Raw genomic sequence first — 20,360 nt, forward strand, 5'->3', positions numbered from 1 at the left:
CAAGGTAGCAATTATGTATGATAAATCACTAGAAAAAGAATATTATAAAATTTGCGAAGAACGCGGATATTTTGAAATCAATGGTAATGAAAAAATTCAAGAAAAAGGTAAAAACTTTTGTATTATGATGCCTCCACCTAATGTAACAGGCGTTTTACACATAGGCCATGCCCTAACTTGTACTTTACAAGATATCACAACGCGTTATAAAAGAATGGATGGTTATAAGACTCTTTATCAACCAGGGCTTGATCATGCAGGCATTGCAACACAAAATGTTGTGGAAAAACAACTTTTAGCTCAAGGTATTAAAAAAGAAGAACTCGGTAGAGAAGAATTTATAAAAAAAGTATGGGAATGGAAAGAGCAAAGCGGTGGCACTATAGTTAAACAAATGCGAATTTTGGGTATCACTCCTGCTTGGAGTCGCTTGCGCTTTACTATGGATGAGGGTTTGGTAAATGCGGTAAAAAAAGCCTTTGTAGATCTTTATGATAAAAAGCTTATTGTGCGTGGAAATTACATGGTAAATTGGTGCACTCATGATGGAGCATTAAGCGATATAGAAGTAGAACATAAAGAAAATAAAGGAAAATTATATTATTTAAAATATTTCTTAGAAAATTCTCAAGAATACATCGTAGTAGCCACTACAAGACCAGAAACTTATTTTGGCGATAGCGCCGTGATGGTTAATCCAAACGATGAAAGATTTAAACACTTAATAGGCAAAAATGTCATTTTACCTTTAATAGATAGAAAAATTCCTATTATTGCTGATGAGCATGTAGATATGGAATTTGGCACAGGTTTTGTAAAAGTAACCCCAGCACATGATCATAATGACTATGAAGTAGGTTTAAGACATAAACTTGAATTTATTACCATCTTTGATGAAAAAGGTATTTTAAATGAACATTGCTTGCATTTTAAAGGCTTAGAAAGATTAGATGCAAGAGATGTTATTATAAAAGAATTGCAAGAAAAAGGTTTTGTTGAAAAAATAGAAGACTATACCAATCAAGTAGGATATTGCTATCGTTGTAAAAATGTAGTAGAACCTTACATTTCTAAACAATGGTTTGTAAAAAATGAAATCGCAAAAGAAAGTATAGAAAAAGTTAATCTTGGTGGAAGTAAATTTTACCCTGCGCATTGGATCAATAGTTTTAATGCTTGGATGAGGGATTTAAAAGATTGGTGTATTTCAAGACAACTTTGGTGGGGTCATCAAATTCCTGTGTATTATTGTGAATGCTCTTATGAATGGGCAAGCGAAGAAACTCCAAGCCAATGCCCAAAATGCCAAAGCACTAATTTCAAACAAGATCCTGATGTTTTAGACACTTGGTTTTCTTCTGGTCTTTGGGCTATGAGTACTTTAGGTTGGGGTAATAAAGACTGGGGCAAAAACACACTTTGGCATGAAGATGATTTAAAAGATTTTTATCCAAATTCTTTATTAATCACCGGCTTTGATATTTTATTTTTCTGGGTTGCAAGAATGATGTTTCAAAGTACTAATGCCTTAGGTGAGCTTCCTTTTAAAGATATATATTTGCATGCTTTGGTTAAAGATGAGCAAGGTAGAAAAATGAGTAAGTCTTTAGGCAATGTCATTGATCCTGTGCAAAGTGTGGATGAATACAGTGCTGATATCTTGCGTTTTACTCTTGCTCTTTTAGCTATCCAAGGTAGAGATATAAAATTAAGCAATGACAAACTCATACAAGTTAGAAATTTTACCAACAAGCTTTACAATGCAAGCAAATTTTTACTTTTAAATGAAGAAAAATTTGAAGATTTAAATAAAAGCAAAATTCAAACTAACTTGGCAAAATACATGCTATCTCGTTTTGAAGTATGCGTAAAAGAAACAAGAGAAAATTTAGATAATTACCGCTTTAATGATGCGGCAAATACTTTGTATAGATTTTTTTGGGATGAATTTTGTGATTGGGGGATCGAGCTTAGCAAGGCTGAAAAATCAAGTATAAAAGAACTTGGAAGTATTTTTAAAGAAGCATTAAAACTTTTAAATCCTTTTATGCCATTTATTAGTGAGTATTTATACCATGAGTTAAGTAAAACTTCTATCCAAACTCATGAGTCTATAATGATTTCAAAATATCCTAAATTTAATTCTAGAAATGAAAAAATAGAAAAATTATTTAATATCATTATAGAAAGTATAGTAAGTTTACGCCGCGCAAAAACCTTAGTAGAGCTTGCAAATGCAAAAATTCAAAAAGCTTGTATAAAATTAAACGATGAGAGTTTAATAGCTGAGTTAAAAAATTACACTAATTTTATCTCGACACTTGCAAAATGTGAAAACATCGAGTTTATTAGTACAAATTTAGAAAAATCCATTAGAGATGTAAGTGAGAATTTAGAAGTATTTATACCAACTCAAGATCTTGATTTAAGCGGTGTTTTAAATAGACTTAATAGTCAAAAAATAAAACTTGAAAAAGAATTTAACAAGTTAGATGCTATGATGAAAAACGAAAAATTTATCTCTAATGCACCGGCTGCGGTTGTTGAGCAAAATAAAACTCAACTTGAAAGCATTAAAACTCAACTTGAAAAAATCAATGATGAAATTTCTAATTTAGAAGGCTAATAAGTGATAAAAATACAAAATCTTAAAAAATATTATGGCAAAGAATTAGTTATAAATGATGTTTCTTTAGAAGTTAAAGAAGGAGAAATTTATGCTCTTGTTGGACACAGCGGAGCAGGAAAATCAACTTTGCTAAGATGTATTAATGGTTTGGAAAATTATCAAAGTGGTAGCGTAGAGGTTTTTGGTAAAGAAATAGCTACCTTAAAAGAAAAAGAGTTAAGAGTATTTAGAAAAGATATAGGGATGATTTTTCAACATTTTGCACTTATGAGTAGAAAAAATGTATTTGAAAATGTAGCTATGCCTTTAGAAATTCATAATTTTAACAAAAGCACAATTCAAAAAAGAGTTAATGAACTTTTAGATCTTGTGGGACTTTTAGCTAAAAGCAAAGCTTATCCAAATGAGCTAAGTGGTGGGCAAAAACAAAGAGTAGCCATAGCTAGAGCCCTTGCTTTAAATCCTAAAATTTTACTAAGCGATGAAGCTACTTCTGCACTTGATCCAAATACTACAAATAATATTTTAGAACTTATTGCTAAAATCAATCAAGAATTTAACATCAGCGTAGTATTAGTAACTCATGAAATGGAAGCAGTAAAACAAATAGCACAAAAGGCCGTATTGCTAGAGCATGGACAAATCATAGGTCAAGGAAAAATCGAAGATTTATTCTTAAAACCAAGTGAAAAAATGCGTGAATTCTTAGGTGAAAGTGATTTTTTGCCACAAAATGGAGTCAATGTGCGCTTATATTTTTGCAAAGAAAAAGCAAACCAAAGCATAATCACTCATATGGCTAGAAGTTTAAATATTGATTTTAATATAGTTTGGGGTAAGATAGAAAAACTAAACAACAATGCTTTAGGAAATTTGGTAATCAATATAGAAGCCAAAGATCAAAAAAAAGTTTTAAATTATTTACAAGAAAATGGCGTTATTTGGGAGCTTGTATAATGAACTTAGAAACAATTTTAAGAAATTTTGAAAATATACTATATCCAGCATTATTGGAAACTCTTTATATGAGTTTTACAGCCACTTTTTTAGCCTTTTTAATTGCACTTATCCCTGCAATTGTACTTACTGTTACTGATAAAGGCGGCTTATGGGAAAATAAAAGCATTTATAGTGTGCTTGATTTTATCATTAATATTTTAAGATCTTTTCCATTTTTAGTGCTCATTGTAGTTTTAAGTCCTTTTACAAAATATCTTATTGGCATTAGCATAGGAACAACTGCTACCATAGTACCACTTACCATAGGAATTGCACCTTATTTAGCTAAAATGATTGAAAGTGCATTTAAAGAAATTGATCCTGCTATCATTGAAGCAGCAAGATCTTATGGAGCTAGCAAAGCACAAATCATCTTTAAAGTTATGTTTAGTGAGGCTTTGCCAAGTATTATTAATGGTATTACTTTAATTTTAATTATTGTTATTGGATTTTCCGCTATGGCAGGAACTGTTGGTGGTGGTGGCTTGGGTGATGTGGCTATTCGCTATGGATATGAACGTTTTAGAACTGATATTATGATTCAAACTGTTGTAATTTTAATTATACTAGTGCAAATCATACAATTTATAGGAAATATTCTTTATAAAATCACCAAAAGATAAACAATGAAACATAAACTTGGTATTTTGCTAGCAGCAACTAAAAATTCAAGCTTTACCATAGGAACCTTGCTCATTAATATCATGGATGTTATGGATGAAAAGGTAGATGTATTTTACATTTTACATGATGGCTTTAGCTTGAATGATCAAAATATCATGCAAAAAATTGTTAAAAACAAAACAATTAAATTTATTCCTTTTACTCAAGAAGATTTTTTAACTACTCTTGGTAAAAATCAAAATGATATTGATAATTTATTTTTCTTAAAAAGATGGACGCATATGGCTTTTGCAAGATTTGAAGCTTTTAAGTTTTTAGATGAATGTGAAAGTATTATTTATCTTGATTTTGATGTTTTACTTTTAAAAAGTATAGATGAACTTAGTAAATTAAGAGCTAGAAAATATCATTTTGGTGCAAGATTAGGTAAAACTTTGCTTCAAACAGCTCTGCCTTTAGAAAAAAATCACAACAATAAACGAGTATATCAAACAGGGATTTTAGTATTTAACGATCTTATACCAAATCCTTTACAGTGTTATCAATTTATCTATAACTATCTTTCACAAAATACTAAAAACTGGCAGGATCAAGGAATTTTTTCCTTAATGGTTTATGAAAATCACTTTAAAGTCAAAGATTTAAAAGACAAATACACAGGAAGTACTCATTATCTTACAAATCTTACACAAAATGCCTCTATAGTTCATGCTTGTGGAACTAATAGTCGTTTTTGGAATAGTAAATTTTGCAATCAAACATGGCCTAAATGGCAAGAATATTATGAAAAATGGCTAGAGCTTGGAGGAAGTAAATATACAGGATCTTTTTATAAAGATAATAAACAATCTATTCAACGTACAAGATATCATTTATCATACAAACTAGGTTATGCTTTTATAGAATGTACTAAAAATAAGAAAAAAATTCCTTTTTTACCTTTTACTCTACTAAAGATTTACTATAAACACACAAAACTTGCCAAGCAATATCAAAAAGATTTAAAAACAAAACCTTATCTTAAACTTCCACCTTTATCAAGCTATGATGATTATAAAAGCGAAGGTATTAAAAATCAAAATACTTATTCTTATAAAATCGGACAAGCTCTCATTAAGGCTCAAAAAAATTGGCACAAAGGTGGTTATATAAAATTTATAAAAGAACTTAAACATTTTGCCAAAGAATATAAAAACAAACAAAAATAAAACTTTTCTTATCTTATTAATATTTTTATAATATAATCAAGCATTTTAAACTATAAAAAGGAGTTAAAATGAAATTGTTAAAATTGCTCGCTGCAAGCACAATTTTAGGTGCAAGTTTATTTGCTAATGAAGTTATCACTGTAGGTGCAACACCTGTTCCTCATGCTGAAATTTTAGAACAAACTAAAGATTTGCTAAAAAAAGAAGGTTACACATTGGAAATTAAAGAATTTAATGACTATGTTTTACCAAATCTTAGTACAGATAGTAAAGAACTTGATGCAAATTTTTTCCAACATCAGCCTTATTTAGATGAGTTTAATGCTAATAAAGGCACAAAATTAATTAGCGTTGCAAAAATTCACATCGAACCAATGGCAGTTTATTCTAAAAAATATAAAAACATCCAAGATCTTCCACAAAATGCTACCATAGCTGTACCAAATGATCCGACAAATGAAAGTAGAGCTTTGGATATTATCGCTAGCACCAAGCTCGTTAGTTTTGAAAATGCTGCATTAAAAACTCCACTTGATATTAAAGATAATCCAAAAAATATCAAATTTAAAGAGTTAAAAGCAGCACAACTTCCAAGAGCTTTAGATGATGTTGATTTTGCAGTGATTAATTCAAACTATGCCTTATCAGCAAATTTAAATCCTGTAAAAGATTCTATTTTAATAGAAAGCAAAGAAAGTCCTTATGCAAATATCTTAGTAACCACTCAAGATAATAAAGACAATCCTAAAATCAAGGCTTTAGTAAAGGCTTTGCAAAGTCAAAAAGTAAAAGACTTTATCAATGAAAAATACCAAGGTGCAGTAGTCCCTGCATTTTAAAACAAACCTTGAGTTTTAAAACTCAAGGTTATTTATTTTTAATAAGCTCTGTGGTAATTTTAGCTATTTCTAATTCTTCTTCTGTTGGAACAATTAAAATTTTAATTCTAGAGTCTTTTTTACTAATCTCACCATTTCTAAGCTGTGCATTTTTATCTAAATCTATATCAAATCCTAAATGCGCTAGTCTTTGACAAACTTTTGCTCTAACAATATCATCATTTTCACCTATACCAGCTGTAAAAATCAATGCATCAACTCTAGGCAAAATCGCAAAATAAGAACCGATATATTTACTCAAACGATAACAAAACATATCAAGAGCAAGTCTTGCTTTTTCGTTATTTTGTTCAATTTGAGCTTCAATATCTCTAAAGTCATTAAACCCACAAATTCCATAAACCCCACTTTTTTTATTCATTATAGTGTCTAAATCAGACGGGTTTAAATTTAATTCTTTTGCCAAAAATGGCAATACAGCAGGATCAATATCTCCACATCTAGTTCCCATAATCAAACCTTCTAGCGGTGTAAAGCCCATAGAAGTATCTATACATTTTCCATTTTCTATAGCACAAACACTCGCACCATTTCCAAGATGGGCGCTAATTGCATTAAATTCATTAATATTTTTACCAAGTATATGTGCAGCTTGCTTGCTTACATAAGAATGTGATGTACCGTGAAAGCCGTATTTTCTAACTTGGTGTTTTTCATAAAACTCATAAGGCAAAGCATACATATAAGCATAATCAGGCATACTTTGATGAAAAGCTGTGTCAAAAACTGTCACATTAGGAACTTTTGGAGCGGCTTTTATCATAGTTTTAATACCTATTAAATGCGCAGGATTATGTAAAGGTGCTATGTGAGCAACTCTATCAATTTCTTTTAAAATTTCATCATCTACCAAACAATGCTTGGTTAAATTTGGGCCTCCATGAACTATCCTATGTCCACATCCATCAAGCTCATTTAAATCATGTAAAATTCCACTTTGAGCAAATAATTCATTTACTAATTCAATACCTTGTTCATGATCTTTAATCGCCAATTCTTTTTTGTATTTTTGACCACTTTTTAGATCTTTTAACTCTATTTTAGAGCTTTGCTCGCCTATTTTTTCCACCAAACCAGATGCTAAAGCCTCATCTTTTTCAAAAAGCTTAAATTTAATTGAAGATGAACCTGAATTTAAAACTAATATTTTCATTTTTCTCCTTATTCTTGTGCTTGAATAGCACTTAAAATCACAGTATTAACAATATCTTCTACCAAACATCCTCTACTTAAATCATTAATTGGCTTTTTAAGACCTTGTAAAATCGGGCCAATAGCTAAAGAATTTGCTGTTCTTTGCACTGCTTTATAGCAAATATTTGCCGCATTTAAATCAGGAAACACATATACATTTGCCTTTCCTGCTACTTTAGAATTTGGCATTTTACTTTTTGCTGTTAGCATATCATATGCTGCATCAAATTGTATAGGACCTTCTAGCTCAAGTTGAGGATATTTTTCTTTAGCTATTTTAGTAGCTTCTTTAATTGCATCCACGCTAGCCCCGCTTCCACTATCTCCACTAGAATACGAAAGCAAAGCCACTTTAGGTTCAAGCCCAAAAGCTTTAGCGCTATTTGCGCTCACATAAGCAATTTCAGCAAGTTGCTCAGGAGTTGGATTTGGCATAACAGCACAATCAGCAAAAACCAAAACCTTATCTTCTAAAGACATAAAAAACATACCAGAAACCAAACTCACATCAGGTTTTGTTTTGATAATTTGCAAGGCAGGACGAATAGTTTCAGCAGTAGTTGTACTCGCACCACTTACCATAGCATGAGCTTTTTGAGTATGTACAAGCAAGGTCGCAAAATATGTTTTATCTTGCACTAACTTTTTAGCTTCTTCTTTACTCATACCTTTACTTTTTCTAGCTTCATACAAAAGCTCTTCAAATTCTTCATTATATTGAGAATTTTTAGGATTTATAATACGTACACCATCGATGTTAATATTTAAACTATTAGCTTTAGCACAAATTTCATTGCTATCGCCTAGCAAAATCAAATCAACAATCTCATTTTGCATTAAAAACTCACTAGCTTTTAATACTCTTTCATCAAAACTTTCAGGTAAAACCACTACCTTTTTATCTGCTTTTGCTTTTTCAAAAAGCTCATAAGAAAATCTTGCCTGAGTTTTATAGGTATATTCTTGTAATAAATCTTGAGTAAAATCTTCATTTTCTTTTAACAAAACAAAGTCGCTAAGCTTTTGACTTAGTAAAAAATTTAACATAGTATGATTTTCATCTTGACTTTTTGCATATAGTGGAGCATTTAGCTCTTTAGCTAAAGCTATATTTAAACTCAAATCTCCCATCAAGCCAAAATCATCTACTCCAACCACTATAACAAAATCATTTTTATTTTTTATTTTTTCAAAATCTTGAATTATTTTTTTAAAAAAATCATTTGAATTTTGAGCAAATTTGCTTTGATAATTATTTTTATTTTTTTCAAAACTACTAAAAAAATCTAGCTTAAAATTGGTTTTTGAACATATTAAAGCAATTTTTTCTTTATTTTTTTCACAAAAAACAGGAAAGTAAAAGGCTATTTTACCTTGAACTTTTTCTAAAGACTGTGTTAAAAATTTCTCATCAACACAATTTAATAAAAACATGGATTTCATTTTTTCCTCTTTTTTAACAAAATAATTGTTTTTTTTGTAATATAATAATTTTAAAATTCATCACAATAATATAAGGTTATAAAGCTATGAAATTTAAAAATGTTAATTTTTACTTGTTACCTTTTGTAATGTTTGGTTGTAGCGCCACAGTCGATCCGCATATTAACATGAAACCTCCAACTTATGTAGAAGAATTGGCTCCAAAACAAAATCATAACACCCAAAGCAATCCTGGATCGCTATTTGGTAAAGGAGATAATCCTTTATTTTCTGATAAAAAAGCAATGAATGTAAATGATTTAGTAACCGTAGTCATTAGAGAAAATGCTACACAAAACTCACAAGGCTCTAAAGCTACAAGTAAAAACAATAATGTTAATTTAGGCGGAGGACAAGTAACCACTGGTGCTGGACTTAGTAAAGCTAGAGATTTTATCAATGATTATACAAATATAGGCTATACTACAGCAAGTACTTCACAATATCAAGGCACAGGAAGCCAAACTAGAAGTGAAAATTTCCAAACCACCATTTCTGCTAGAGTGATTAAAGTTTTATCTAATGGAAATTATTTTATAGAAGGAAGTCGTGAGCTTTTAATTAACGGTGAAAAACAAATCATTCAGCTAAGTGGGGTTATAAGACCTTATGATATTTCTCAGGATAATATGATAGATAGTAAATACATAGCTGATGCAAAAATTCTTTATAAAACTGAAGGTGATATAGATAAATCTACACGCAAGCCTTGGGGGACAAAATTCATGGAAACCATTTGGCCTTTTTAAGCTAAATGGTTTTACATAAAACTTGGCGCATCATTAGAAAATAAAATCAAATCTCCATTTTGGGTTATTTTTGATAAAGTTTGCACAAGTTGAGATTTTTCTTTTAATACATAAAAATCTAATGTAATATGTTTTTGCAAAATCGTGCTATTAGCCTCTGAAGTAATAATTACAAAATCAAAACATTCATTGATTATCTTACATAATTTTATATTTTCTTCTTCATTAACTTCAACTATACCAGGAGTTACCAAAATTTTTCTTCCTTGATAACTTTTGCAAAGCTCATAGCTTTGACTCATACCTTTAAAATTTCCATTAAAACCATCATCTATGATAAATTTAGGCTCTTTAGAAATCACTTGCAAACGATGCTCTACTGCTTTTAAATTTGATACACTTTTTATAATATTTTCTATTTTTATTCCTAAATAATGAGCAAGCAAAATACACACACTAATATTATAAGCATTAAAAGCACCTAGTAAATTTGCATGAAAATCATAAATACCTTCATCTAATCTTATTTTAAAATCTAAACCTTCTAAACTTGCCCTAACATCACTTAAACAATCATCATAAAATTCATTTTCATATAAGGTGCTTGAGTGTAAAAAGTATTTTTCCAAACGTTTGGATTTTAAAGCTTGTAACTTAGCACTGCGGATATTATCTTGAGTTTTAAAATACTCCAAATGCGCCAAACCAATCTCACCAACTATACAAATTTGAGGATTAAAAAACTCTGTAATTTCTAAAATATCATTTTGTTCTCTTGCACCAGCTTCTACGATATAAATTTCAGTATTATTTTCTAAATTTTCATTGATGTCTTTTACTATACCCATGAAAGTATTAACACTTCTTGGAGTTTTATAGCACTTAAACTCATCTTTTAAAAGTTCGTATAAAAAATTTTTTATACTTGTTTTTCCAAAACTTGCAGTAATTAGAATAATTTTTAAATTTGGATTATCACAAATCTTTTTGCTTGCTTTTTTTATAAAACTTTTCTGATTAATTTTTTCCACAAAAAAGCTTAATAAAAATGTAACTACTAAAGCTTCTAAACCTATCCAAAAAAATGGCATAAATACTAAAGTAAAAAGCGACAAAAATAAAAAATAACGCTTAATCCTAGCAGTAAAAACTAGCTTTTTATCTAAATTTTTATATAAGTATCCACCATATAACAAAGATAAAGCAAAAACTACAAAATATAAATAAAAATTTCCACTATACAAAGAAAACACAAAAGCAAAATAAGGAATTATTAAAAAATATAAATGCCACAAAGGCTTAGCAAAATGTAAAATTATGCGTGAGAATTTATAAGAGTACCATTGCAAAGCTAAAATCAGGTAAAATCCAAGTAAAAAATTCAAACTTAAAAAAGCTATCATACTAATCATTTTTTAAAAATTCCTCATGTATTTTTTCACTTATAAAATCAGCATGTTTTAAAAAGAAAAAATGATCCCCATCTAATGCAAAAAAATTTCCTTTTTGTGCCAAAGAGTGGATAATCGCTCCACTTTTTAAAGGCGTAGCTTTATCTTCATTACCCCAAAAAATCAAAATAGGGTTTTTAAGCTTTTGAAATTCATTTTCTAAATTTTCATTAACAACTTTCTTAAAGGTTTCATACATCACTTCACTCATACCTTGAGCGTCTTTGCTAATAAAAAATTTCCTCCAAAAATCCCCATAAGGAAGATTTTTTAAAATTTTAAATAAGGCTATTTTAAACCTTACTTTAAAGCTTTTTGGCAAAACCACACCTGCACTAGAAAGTAAAATCAAACCTTGAAAATTAGCATTATGACACATAATAGTCGCAACTTTTCCACCAAAAGAATGCCCCATTAAATAATCTGCCTTTTGCTCAATTGTAATTAAAAAGTCTTCTACAACCTTAGCATAAGCATAAGAATCCATAGGTGCATCTATGCTTGAATTTCCAAAACCAGGCAAATCTAAATAAATTTGTTTAAAATCATTCAAAGGCTTTTCAAAAGCTTGTTTCATAAGCTCTTTATTAGCACCCCAACCGTGTAAAATAAGAATTGTTTTTTCACATTTTGGATTGATGATTTCATAACTTAAATTATAAAAATATCCATTAGAATATACTCTAGTTTTTGCCATTTCTAGCCTTTTTTATCTTTATAAATCTTTTCTAAAAGCATTACAGCTTCATTTAAACGTTCATATTCTTCAAAACTTAAAAGCACGGCTTCAAATTTATTATTTTTTACTATCACCACTCTACTGTTTTCGCTCTTTTTTGTTTTTTCAAGCATAGTACTGAAATTTCTTACTACTTCAGTTGCAGTATAAATTTCATCTTTGCTAAAAGTAGCCATGATTATAACTTACCTTTTTGCCCATTAATACTGTGAATAAAAGCATAATCGATCTTAATTTGCTTTTCTAGCTCTATATTTTTTGCTAAATTATCAACTGTGTTAGTAAAATCTTCAAATAAATAATTTGCCAATGATCCTGGGTTTGGATTGATCTCATTTAAATAAACCTCATCACCTATCACAAAAAAATCACAGCGAATCAAAGCTCCTTTAAATAAAGGATTGTAAATTCTTGTAAAATTATCCCTTAGTTTTTGCTTTAATTCTTCACTAATATCCGCTTCACTGACTTTAGAACTTTCTGAAAAACCTAAATATTTTTGTTCAAAATCTAAAATTTCATTTTTTCTAGGCTCTTCAATGATAGAAAATTCCATTTTTTCACCTATCATACAACCTGCTAAGTTATATTCTTTAATATTGCTTACAAATTTTTCAACCACAACATCCTCATCAAATTCAAAAGCAACATCTTTAGCATATTTAAGCTCACTTTCATCTTTAACTATACTTATACCTATGCTACTACCTAATCTTGCAGGCTTTAAAATACAAGGAAAGTCTAAAGAAACATTTTGCTCTTTATGCAAATTTAAAACCTTATAATCAAGTGTTTTTACCCCTACACTTTGTGCATAAAGTTTAGTTAAAACCTTATTAAAAGATAAAACACTAGCTTCTATGCGCGGTCCTATGTATTTTATACCATAAAAATCAAGCAAAGCAGCTATTTTGCCATCTTCGCCATCTTTTCCATGTACGATATTTATCGCTACATCAATGTCAAGTTTTTTCTCGCCTAACATAGTTTTTATAAAAAACCCACCCTGCTTTAGCACCAAGGCTTTTTCTTTTTTATAAGCACCACTGCTAAAAGTTTTTGCATTCATTTTTTCTTCATCTATAAGAAAAAATTCTTTATTTTTATCACAAAATATAAATTTTTTTTGCGCTTTGAGTATTTTTTTTAATACCACAGCACTCACAATGCTAATTTCATGCTCATAAGAATTTGCACCAAAAATTACACCATATATCATTATATTTTTCCTTTTATTATGCTAATTTTTTCAAAGCCTCTTTAATAAGATCACTAGTATTTTTACTCTCACAAGTTCTTAAAACCTTTAAAATATTTTCTTGTTTAAAACCAAGTGAAAGTAAAGCTGCCAAAGCTTGTGCTTGGTCTTGATTGGAATTTTCTATATTGATTTTTGCATCACTTAACTCAGCTATAATTCTTTTTGCACTCTTTGGACCAATACCAGGAACCTTTTTAAATACACTCTCATCACCACTTTGCAAAGCCGCATAAAAAGTATTAGTATCTAAGCTTGAGCAAAGCGCCATAGCAGTAGTTGCTCCTATACCACTAATTTTAATTAATAATTCAAACATTCTTTGCTCATTAATATCTAAAAATCCATATAATTTATGAGAGTCTTCTTTGATAATTTGTGTGATTAAAAACTCAACCTTTTGATCTTTTTCAAAATTACTTGAGCAAAAAAGCGACACATAAACACCATAACTTACCCCACTTGAAGTTTTTAAAACAACAAAAGTAGGTTCTTTTTTACTCACTATTCCTTCAATTGCCACTATCATTTAGCTTATTCCTTGTAATTACTAATAGAGCGAATTTCATAAACACTCATCCCATTTTCAGTATCTATTTTTTCAAGCTCAAAACATTGAATTTTTTCTTCACTATGAGGATGATAGCTTAATTCTTTTCTAGGATTTAATAAAACAAATTTAACCTCGTTTAAATCCATCCATTTTCCACTTTTATTAATAATTTTTGATTTTAAAAGTTCATCTTGAATTTTTTTAAGCTTTTCTATATTTGCTTTTTCTTCCTCTTTTAAAGTTTCTATCTTATTAGCTAAAATATTTAAATTTTCAATCTTTTGATTAAAATCTTTAATAGTAATCTTATAAGCTTGTGGTATAGCTCTTTTTGTGCTCATTAATTCTTTTGCTTTTTGCTGTAAAATTCTTACAGAATCTTTACTCACATGGATAGTATGCTTGGTTTCTTCAATTTCTTTGACTAATTTTTCTTGTTCTTTTTTTAACTCTTCAATATGCAAAAGTATCTCTTCTCCACTTTTTTCTTTATCAAAAGCTTTGAGATCTTGAATTACAAGTTTATTGCCACTCCCTTGAACTTTTTCAACATGAATCAAACTTTTAGCAATACATAAACAATTACCACCAAGCTCTTGTATGTAAATTTCATCCGCAATAATCTCCCCACCCACAGCCTTTTTAATATTTACTTTTTTAGCCTTGATAGAGCCATTTTCTAAAGTTTCAGCAAAAACTTCCTCGGCCTCACAATATCCTCTTAAGATATTAACCTCAACCTTTTGTCCTATAATAGTACTTTTATGATGCATATTACCTTTAAGAATTACTTTTTTACCTCTTAAAACAGAATCTTGAGCCATATTACCAGTAACTTCTAATTCCTGAGCTTCAACAGTAATCCTAGGGCCTATTGCATCTTCTAAGCTATTTGTGTTTTTAATCACAATAATAACTTGTTTATCAAAACCCGCCCAAATAGAACCCGTACTTTTAAAATCAACCTTGTTAAATTCTAAATAATTTTCTATCTCATAAATAGATTTTTTTTGGATAATAAAGCCATCTTTTTTAGCAATATATTTTATGCTTTCATCATCTTCTTTAATTTCAAAATTATCCGAACAAATAACTTTTTCTTTGTTTGTTTTTGGTGGGAGAGCTTTTAAAATTTTAAATCTTAAATCTTTACCATCACTACCCTCTTTTGGTTTAATCCTCTCAATAGCCACCTCATCTTTTCCTATAGATGCTACATAGTTTCTATTCATCACATCATTGTGTTTTTTTAAATTTTCTAAATAATGATATTGAATTTCTTCATTTGTAGGCTCTTGTGGATTAACTCCCTTGCATACTTCAAATTCAACTTCAAAATCAAATTTTTGCTTTTCTTTGACTTTGGTATTAAAATCAATAATTTGCTTTTTGAAATCAAAAATTCTAAATCCGAGCAAATATTTTTCTTTTATCATCGCTTTGTAAATAGCTTCTAAAAGTTCTAGTGCCAATTTATCATGAAAAGCAATAATTTCACTGGCTTTAACACTAGCTTTTAATAAAGTACAAATTTCGTTGGTATATAAACTAATCTCAAAAGCTGGTGAGTGTGCAAATTTTTTAAAATAAATTTCTATTTTATACTCTTGCTCTATACTTAAATCATGAATTAAAAATTTTTCATCTTCTTCAAAAATTTTTAATTCTTTTTCATTAACTTTTATCCATTCTTGATTATCATAAGTATAAGAAGTACTAAAACTTAATAATCTAAAATCAAGTTCATCAACTTCGCATTTATTTTCAGAAGCAAATATCAAAAGCTCTTTATAAGGGTCTTTAGTATATAAAATTTTCTTCTCTTCCATAGCTTAAGCTTCCTTATTGTGTATAAAATTTTGATTTTAGCAAAAATAAAATCAAAATTTAGTTAAAATTATTGCTACTAAAAAATTTTATAATACTCAAACTAATATTTAAAGAATGAAAATTAATGAGAAAAAATATTATTTTTAAAAATTTTATCATCAATGCCTTAGGAATTTTATTTTCTAGGATTATGGGTGTTTTAAGAGATATTGTTTTAGCTTTATATTTAGGTGCTGGAATTTATAGCGATATTTTCTTTGTGGCTTTAAAAATGCCTGCTTTTTTTAGAAGAATTTTTGCAGAAGGGGCATTTGGACAAGCTTTTTTACCAAGTTTTTTAAAAGCAAGTAAAAAAGGCGCTTTTTGTATAAATGTCTTATTGCAATTTAGTATTATTGTTTTTTTAACCTGTGTTTTAGTGAGTTTTTTTACTGAATTTTTTACAAAGATTTTTGCCTTTGGTTTTAATAAAGAAACAATTATTCTAGCCGCACCTTTAGTTTCTATTAATTTTTGGTATTTGTTTTTTATTTTTTTAGTAACTTTTTTAGGCTCTTTGTTAAATTATAAACAAAATTTTTTCATCACTTCTTTTTCTGCTTCATTTTTTAATCTTTTTGTTGTGATTGCCGGATTTTTTGTCACTCAAGATAAACCTTTAGAAGCTTTGTATTATTTTTCATATGCGACTGTTTTAAGTGGTCTAGCTCAACTTATATGGCATATTTTTGCTTTAAAAAATACTAGAATTTTAAAAAGTATGTATTTAAGCATAAAACTTAAAAAAACAAAGACTAATTTAGATAAGTTCCACTCTACATTTACTCATGGACTTTTAGGCTCTTCGGCAAATCAAATTAGTTCATTACTAGATACTACTATAGCTAGTTTTTTAATGGCTGGAAGTATTTCGTATTTGTATTACTCTAACAGAGTTTTTCAGCTTCCTTTGGCTCTTTTTGCAATCGCTCTAAGTCAAGTAAGTTTTCCCAAAATACTAAGACATTTAAAAGCAAATGAAGAACAAAAAGCCTTGGCTTTTATGCAAAAAGCTTTTGAATATTTAAGTGTGCTTTTGATTTTAGCTAGTATAGTTGGGATTATCTTAGCTAAAGAAATTGTGGAGTTTTTATTTCAAAGAGGAAATTTTAATCAAGAAGATACAAAAATCACTGCATTTTTATTACAAGCTTATCTTTTAGGACTTTTACCTTTTGGTTTGCAAAAACTTTTCTCTTTGTGGCTTTATGCTAAATTTAAACAAAAAATAGCCGCTATAATAGCCTTTAAAACACTTTTTATTTCAGCATTTTTTAGTATAGTGATTATTTTACTTATCAAAGAAGAAGCTTATAAGAGCTTAGGCATTGCATTAGCTTCATCTATTAGTGCTTTTTATTTATTATATGCTAATATTAAAGAATTTGGCTTTAAAAATCTTTGGGGTATTTTTAGGGTTAAATTTTGGCTTATTAGTATAGTATTTTTAAGTTTATTTGCTCTAGGCTTATTTGAAATTAAAGATATTTTAATACAATTTTTAATTGGAATTTATCATTTTTTAAAGGTTTATTTTAATGGTTTTTTTTGATAGTGTTTTAAAGAAAAAATACGAATTTATCCCAAATGAGGCAAAAAAAGCAAACATTTATCTATGCGGGCCTACTGTATATGATGATGCACATTTAGGACATGCAAGAAGTAGCGTGTGTTTTGATTTTTTAAGAAGAGTTTTGCTAGCAAATGATTATAAAGTGGTTTTTGCTAGAAATTACACTGATATTGATGATAAAATCTTAAAAAAAATGCAAGAGAGTGGTAAAAGTTTAGAAGAAATTACAAATTTTTATATTAAAAGATATGAAGAAGATATGCAAGCGCTTAATATCTTAGAACCTGATTTTAAACCAAAAGCTACAGCTTATATTGAGCAAATGATTATATATATAGAAAAACTTTTAGAATTAAACCTAGCTTATAAACTTGAAGATGGAATTTATTTTGATACTAGCAAAGATGATAAATACTTTTATATCTCTAAAAGAAATTTAGAAGATAATCAATCACGCTTAGAAGAAAGTGTAGCCAAAAAAAATGATAGCGATTTTGTTTTATGGAAATTTGATGAAAAATTTTATCCTGCAAGTTTTGGCAAAGGAAGACCAGGCTGGCACACAGAATGTGTTGTGATGATAGAAAGTATTTTTAAAGATAAACTTGACATTCATGCAGGGGGCATAGACTTACTTTTTCCTCATCATGAAAACGAAGCTTGTCAGTGTCGTTGTAAAAACAATCATGAATTAGCTAATTTTTGGTTGCATAATGGCTTTGTACAAATTAATGGTGAAAAAATGAGTAAAAGCTTGGGAAATAGCTTTTTTCTAAAAGATTCTTTAAAACTTTTTAGTGGAGAGGTTTTGAGATTTTATCTTTTAAGTGTGCATTATAGAGCGCATTTTAACTATGCTTTAGAAGACTTACAAGCTGCTAAAAAAAGACTTGATAAATTTTACCGTTTAAAAAAACGCTTAAATTTAAATGCTTTTATAGATGAAAAAACTACCATAGAAAGTGAAGTAGCTAAAAATATCTTAGAAGTTTTAAATGATGATTTAAATGCCTCTAAAGCCTTAGCTTTACTTGATGAGTTTATCAATGAAAGTAATATTTACTTAGATCAAAACCCAAAAGACAAAACTTATAAAATACAATTAGAAAAAACCTTAAAAGAACTTTCTTTTATTTTTGGTATAGGTTTTATAGATACTATAAAATATTTTCAATTTGGCATTAGTGAAGAAAAATGTCAAGAAATAGAAGAAAAAATTGCTCTACGCAACAAGGCAAAACAAGAAAAAAACTATGCCTTAGCAGATCAAATTCGTGATGATTTAGCTAAAGAGAATATTCTTTTAATGGATACACCAAATGGTGTGGTATGGGAGAAAAATGGATAAAAATTACAAAGAAATGAAGCTTAAAGAGGTATTTACTCGCTTTAAGCCTTATTATAAAGATTATTGGTTTTATTTTGTTTTAGCTATCATTGGCATGCTTTTAACTAGTGGTGGAACAGCTGCTAGTGCATACATCATAGAGCCTATTTTAAATAAAATTTTTATAGAAAAAAATGCTCAATTGCTTTATTATATGCCTTTATTGGTGATTTTAATTTATGCTTTAAAAAATCTTGGTGCTTATATGCAAGTTTATTATATATCTTATGTTGGAACAGATATTTTAAGAAGATTAAGAGAACTAGTCCTTGGCAATCTTTTGCGCTTAGATATGAGTTTTTTTCATAAATACAGAAGTGGGGAATTAATTAGTCGTTGTACTTCTGATATTGGAGCTTTGCAAAATATAGTTTCTACTATCATACCTGAAATTTTAAGAGAAAGTTTAACTGCCATTGGACTTTTAAGCGTGGTAATTTATCAAAGCCCAGAGCTTGCTTTTTTTGCTTTAGTAATTTTACCTTTAGCAATCTATCCCCTTGCTATTTTTGCAAAAAAAATCAAAAAAATAGGACGCAATACCCAAGAAAAAAATTCTGATCTTACTTCAAGATTAAGCGAAATCTTTTCTAATATAGAACTTATTAAAGCTTCTAATGCAGGTGAAAATGAAATGCAAAAATTCAGCCAAACCAATAGCGAAGTTTGCAAACTTTCCTTAAAAGGCACTAGAATCGAAGCTTTAAGTAGCCCTTTAATGGAATCTATGGGTTCAATTGGCTTTGCAGTGGTGATTATAGTAGGCGGTAAAGAAGTAATTGATGGAAATTTAAGCATAGGTTCTTTTTTTAGTTTTACTACAGCTTTATTTATGGCTTATACTCCTATTAAAAGACTTTCTTCACTTTATACAAGATTACAAAATGCAGTAGCAGCAAGTGAGAGAACTTTCTATCTAACTGATTTAGAACCGCAAATTAAAGGTGGTGAAGAAAAACTTACAGAAAATATCCAAAATATCCATTTTAAAAATGTCTCTTTAAGCTATCAAAAAGATAAAATGGTATTAAAAGATGTAAATTTTTCTTTTAACAAAGGAGAAATTCTAGCCTTAGTTGGATCAAGTGGTGGCGGGAAATCTTCTATTATTAATCTTTTAATGTATTTTTTTGAAAAAGATAGCGGTGAAATTTTAATCAATCAAAAAGATATTAGCTCTTTTGATATTGTTAGTTTAAGAGAAAATATCTCTTTGGTAACTCAAAATATTTATATATTTAATGACACTATAGCCCAAAATATTGCTTATGCTAAAGAATACGATGAAGCACGTGTAATAGAGGTTTTAAAACAAGCTAATGCTTATGATTTTGTTCAAGAACTTGGTGGTATACATACTGAATTAAAAGAACATGGAAAAAATCTCTCAGGTGGACAAAAACAACGCATTGCTATAGCAAGGGCTTTATATAAAAATCCTCAAATTTTAATTTTTGATGAAGCAACCTCAGCACTTGACAATGAAAGCGAAAAAGCCATAGTAAGAACTATAGAAAGCTTAAAAAAAGATCGTTTGATACTCATCATCGCTCATAGACTTAGCACTATAGAAAATGCTGATAAAATTGCTGTGCTTGATAAAGGAAAAATAGCTTCTATAGGAAATGATGCTTATTTAATGCAACATTGTGAAATTTATCAAAAATTAAAACAAAAAGCACAAAAAACTGATAAAGTCAAAGAAAATGAAAACTAAAAATTATCATTTTTTTAGTACAATATGCT

At 28.9% G+C, this 20,360-nt stretch carries 16 protein-coding genes and 1 pseudogene; 9 read left to right on the forward strand and 8 right to left on the reverse strand.

Going from position 1 to position 20,360, the window contains the following annotated elements:
• Positions 1 to 13: 13 nt before the first annotated feature.
• From L8V77_RS06100 to L8V77_RS06115, 5 genes and pseudogenes are all read left to right on the forward strand, one after another.
• On the forward strand, positions 14 to 2,626 hold the full coding sequence (locus L8V77_RS06100; protein WP_263707163.1) for a valine--tRNA ligase: 2,613 nt from the start codon (positions 14 to 16) through the stop codon (positions 2,624 to 2,626).
• Positions 2,627 to 2,629: 3 nt separating this feature from the next.
• Positions 2,630 to 3,586, forward strand: a complete 957-nt coding sequence (locus L8V77_RS06105; RefSeq protein WP_263707165.1) for a methionine ABC transporter ATP-binding protein — start codon at positions 2,630 to 2,632, stop codon at positions 3,584 to 3,586.
• A pseudogene (locus L8V77_RS07710) lies at positions 3,583 to 4,245 on the forward strand (methionine ABC transporter permease); the annotation flags it as partial. The gene L8V77_RS06105 and the pseudogene L8V77_RS07710, both read left to right, overlap by 4 nt.
• A 9-nt stretch (positions 4,246 to 4,254) precedes the next feature.
• The gene (locus L8V77_RS06110; RefSeq protein WP_412175145.1) at positions 4,255 to 5,460 is read left to right on the forward strand and encodes a glycosyltransferase; all 1,206 of its coding nucleotides are present in this window, start codon (positions 4,255 to 4,257) and stop codon (positions 5,458 to 5,460) included.
• Between the two features lie 68 nt (positions 5,461 to 5,528).
• Complete coding sequence (locus L8V77_RS06115; RefSeq protein WP_220516277.1) at positions 5,529 to 6,299, forward strand: MetQ/NlpA family ABC transporter substrate-binding protein; 771 nt, start codon at positions 5,529 to 5,531, stop codon at positions 6,297 to 6,299.
• A gap of 28 nt (positions 6,300 to 6,327) precedes the next feature.
• Here L8V77_RS06115 and L8V77_RS06120 read toward each other — a convergent pair whose 3' ends face one another.
• Both L8V77_RS06120 and pta read right to left on the reverse strand, forming a co-directional pair.
• The gene (locus L8V77_RS06120; protein ID WP_263707167.1) at positions 6,328 to 7,512 is read right to left on the reverse strand and encodes an acetate kinase; all 1,185 of its coding nucleotides are present in this window, start codon (positions 7,510 to 7,512) and stop codon (positions 6,328 to 6,330) included.
• An 8-nt stretch (positions 7,513 to 7,520) separates the two neighbouring features.
• Positions 7,521 to 8,996: a phosphate acetyltransferase gene (gene pta / locus L8V77_RS06125; RefSeq protein WP_263707168.1), complete on the reverse strand. Its 1,476-nt coding sequence runs from the start codon at positions 8,994 to 8,996 to the stop codon at positions 7,521 to 7,523.
• 86 nt (positions 8,997 to 9,082) lie between these two features.
• On the opposite strand from pta, the gene flgH reads away from it, so the two are divergent.
• Positions 9,083 to 9,784 carry a flagellar basal body L-ring protein FlgH gene (gene flgH / locus L8V77_RS06130; RefSeq protein ID WP_263664106.1) on the forward strand — a complete coding sequence of 234 codons (702 nt, stop codon included), beginning with the start codon at positions 9,083 to 9,085 and terminating at the stop codon, positions 9,782 to 9,784.
• Positions 9,785 to 9,795: 11 nt separating this feature from the next.
• On the opposite strand, the gene L8V77_RS06135 is transcribed toward flgH, so the two are convergent.
• The 6 genes from L8V77_RS06135 to L8V77_RS06160 are packed head-to-tail and all read right to left on the reverse strand — an operon-like array spanning position 9,796 to position 15,614.
• Positions 9,796 to 11,196 carry a Mur ligase family protein gene (locus L8V77_RS06135; protein WP_263707169.1) on the reverse strand — a complete coding sequence of 467 codons (1,401 nt, stop codon included), beginning with the start codon at positions 11,194 to 11,196 and terminating at the stop codon, positions 9,796 to 9,798.
• On the reverse strand, positions 11,189 to 11,932 hold the full coding sequence (locus tag L8V77_RS06140) for an alpha/beta fold hydrolase (protein ID WP_263707171.1): 744 nt from the start codon (positions 11,930 to 11,932) through the stop codon (positions 11,189 to 11,191). The genes L8V77_RS06135 and L8V77_RS06140 overlap by 8 nt, the downstream gene beginning before the upstream one ends.
• A 2-nt stretch (positions 11,933 to 11,934) precedes the next feature.
• Positions 11,935 to 12,150, reverse strand: a complete 216-nt coding sequence (locus tag L8V77_RS06145; protein WP_039618043.1) for a type II toxin-antitoxin system Phd/YefM family antitoxin — start codon at positions 12,148 to 12,150, stop codon at positions 11,935 to 11,937.
• 2 nt (positions 12,151 to 12,152) lie between these two features.
• Entirely contained in the window at positions 12,153 to 13,193 is a 1,041-nt protein-coding gene (locus tag L8V77_RS06150; RefSeq protein ID WP_263707173.1) for a D-alanine--D-alanine ligase, read from the reverse strand.
• A gap of 16 nt (positions 13,194 to 13,209) precedes the next feature.
• Positions 13,210 to 13,761 (reverse strand): Holliday junction branch migration protein RuvA, encoded by a 552-nt coding sequence (gene ruvA / locus L8V77_RS06155; RefSeq protein WP_263707174.1) that lies wholly within the window; start codon positions 13,759 to 13,761, stop codon positions 13,210 to 13,212.
• Positions 13,762 to 13,766: 5 nt separating this feature from the next.
• The gene (locus L8V77_RS06160) at positions 13,767 to 15,614 is read right to left on the reverse strand and encodes a FapA family protein (RefSeq protein ID WP_263707175.1); all 1,848 of its coding nucleotides are present in this window, start codon (positions 15,612 to 15,614) and stop codon (positions 13,767 to 13,769) included.
• A gap of 125 nt (positions 15,615 to 15,739) precedes the next feature.
• Here L8V77_RS06160 and murJ point away from each other — a divergent pair, with 125 nt between their 5' ends.
• Genes murJ through L8V77_RS06175 form a run of 3 tightly spaced genes read left to right on the forward strand, consistent with a single transcriptional unit; the run spans position 15,740 to position 20,331 of the window.
• The gene (gene murJ / locus L8V77_RS06165) at positions 15,740 to 17,206 is read left to right on the forward strand and encodes a murein biosynthesis integral membrane protein MurJ (protein ID WP_263707177.1); all 1,467 of its coding nucleotides are present in this window, start codon (positions 15,740 to 15,742) and stop codon (positions 17,204 to 17,206) included.
• Entirely contained in the window at positions 17,193 to 18,575 is a 1,383-nt protein-coding gene (cysS, locus tag L8V77_RS06170) for a cysteine--tRNA ligase (protein WP_263707179.1), read from the forward strand. The genes murJ and cysS overlap by 14 nt, the downstream gene beginning before the upstream one ends.
• Positions 18,568 to 20,331, forward strand: coding sequence for an ABC transporter ATP-binding protein (locus L8V77_RS06175; RefSeq protein ID WP_263707180.1), 1,764 nt, complete (start codon positions 18,568 to 18,570; stop codon positions 20,329 to 20,331). The genes cysS and L8V77_RS06175 overlap by 8 nt, the downstream gene beginning before the upstream one ends.
• Positions 20,332 to 20,360 lie beyond the last annotated feature (29 nt).

This window comes from Campylobacter sp. IFREMER_LSEM_CL2127, from assembly GCF_025771745.1.
In the GTDB taxonomy this organism is placed as follows: Bacteria; Campylobacterota; Campylobacteria; order Campylobacterales; family Campylobacteraceae; genus Campylobacter_D.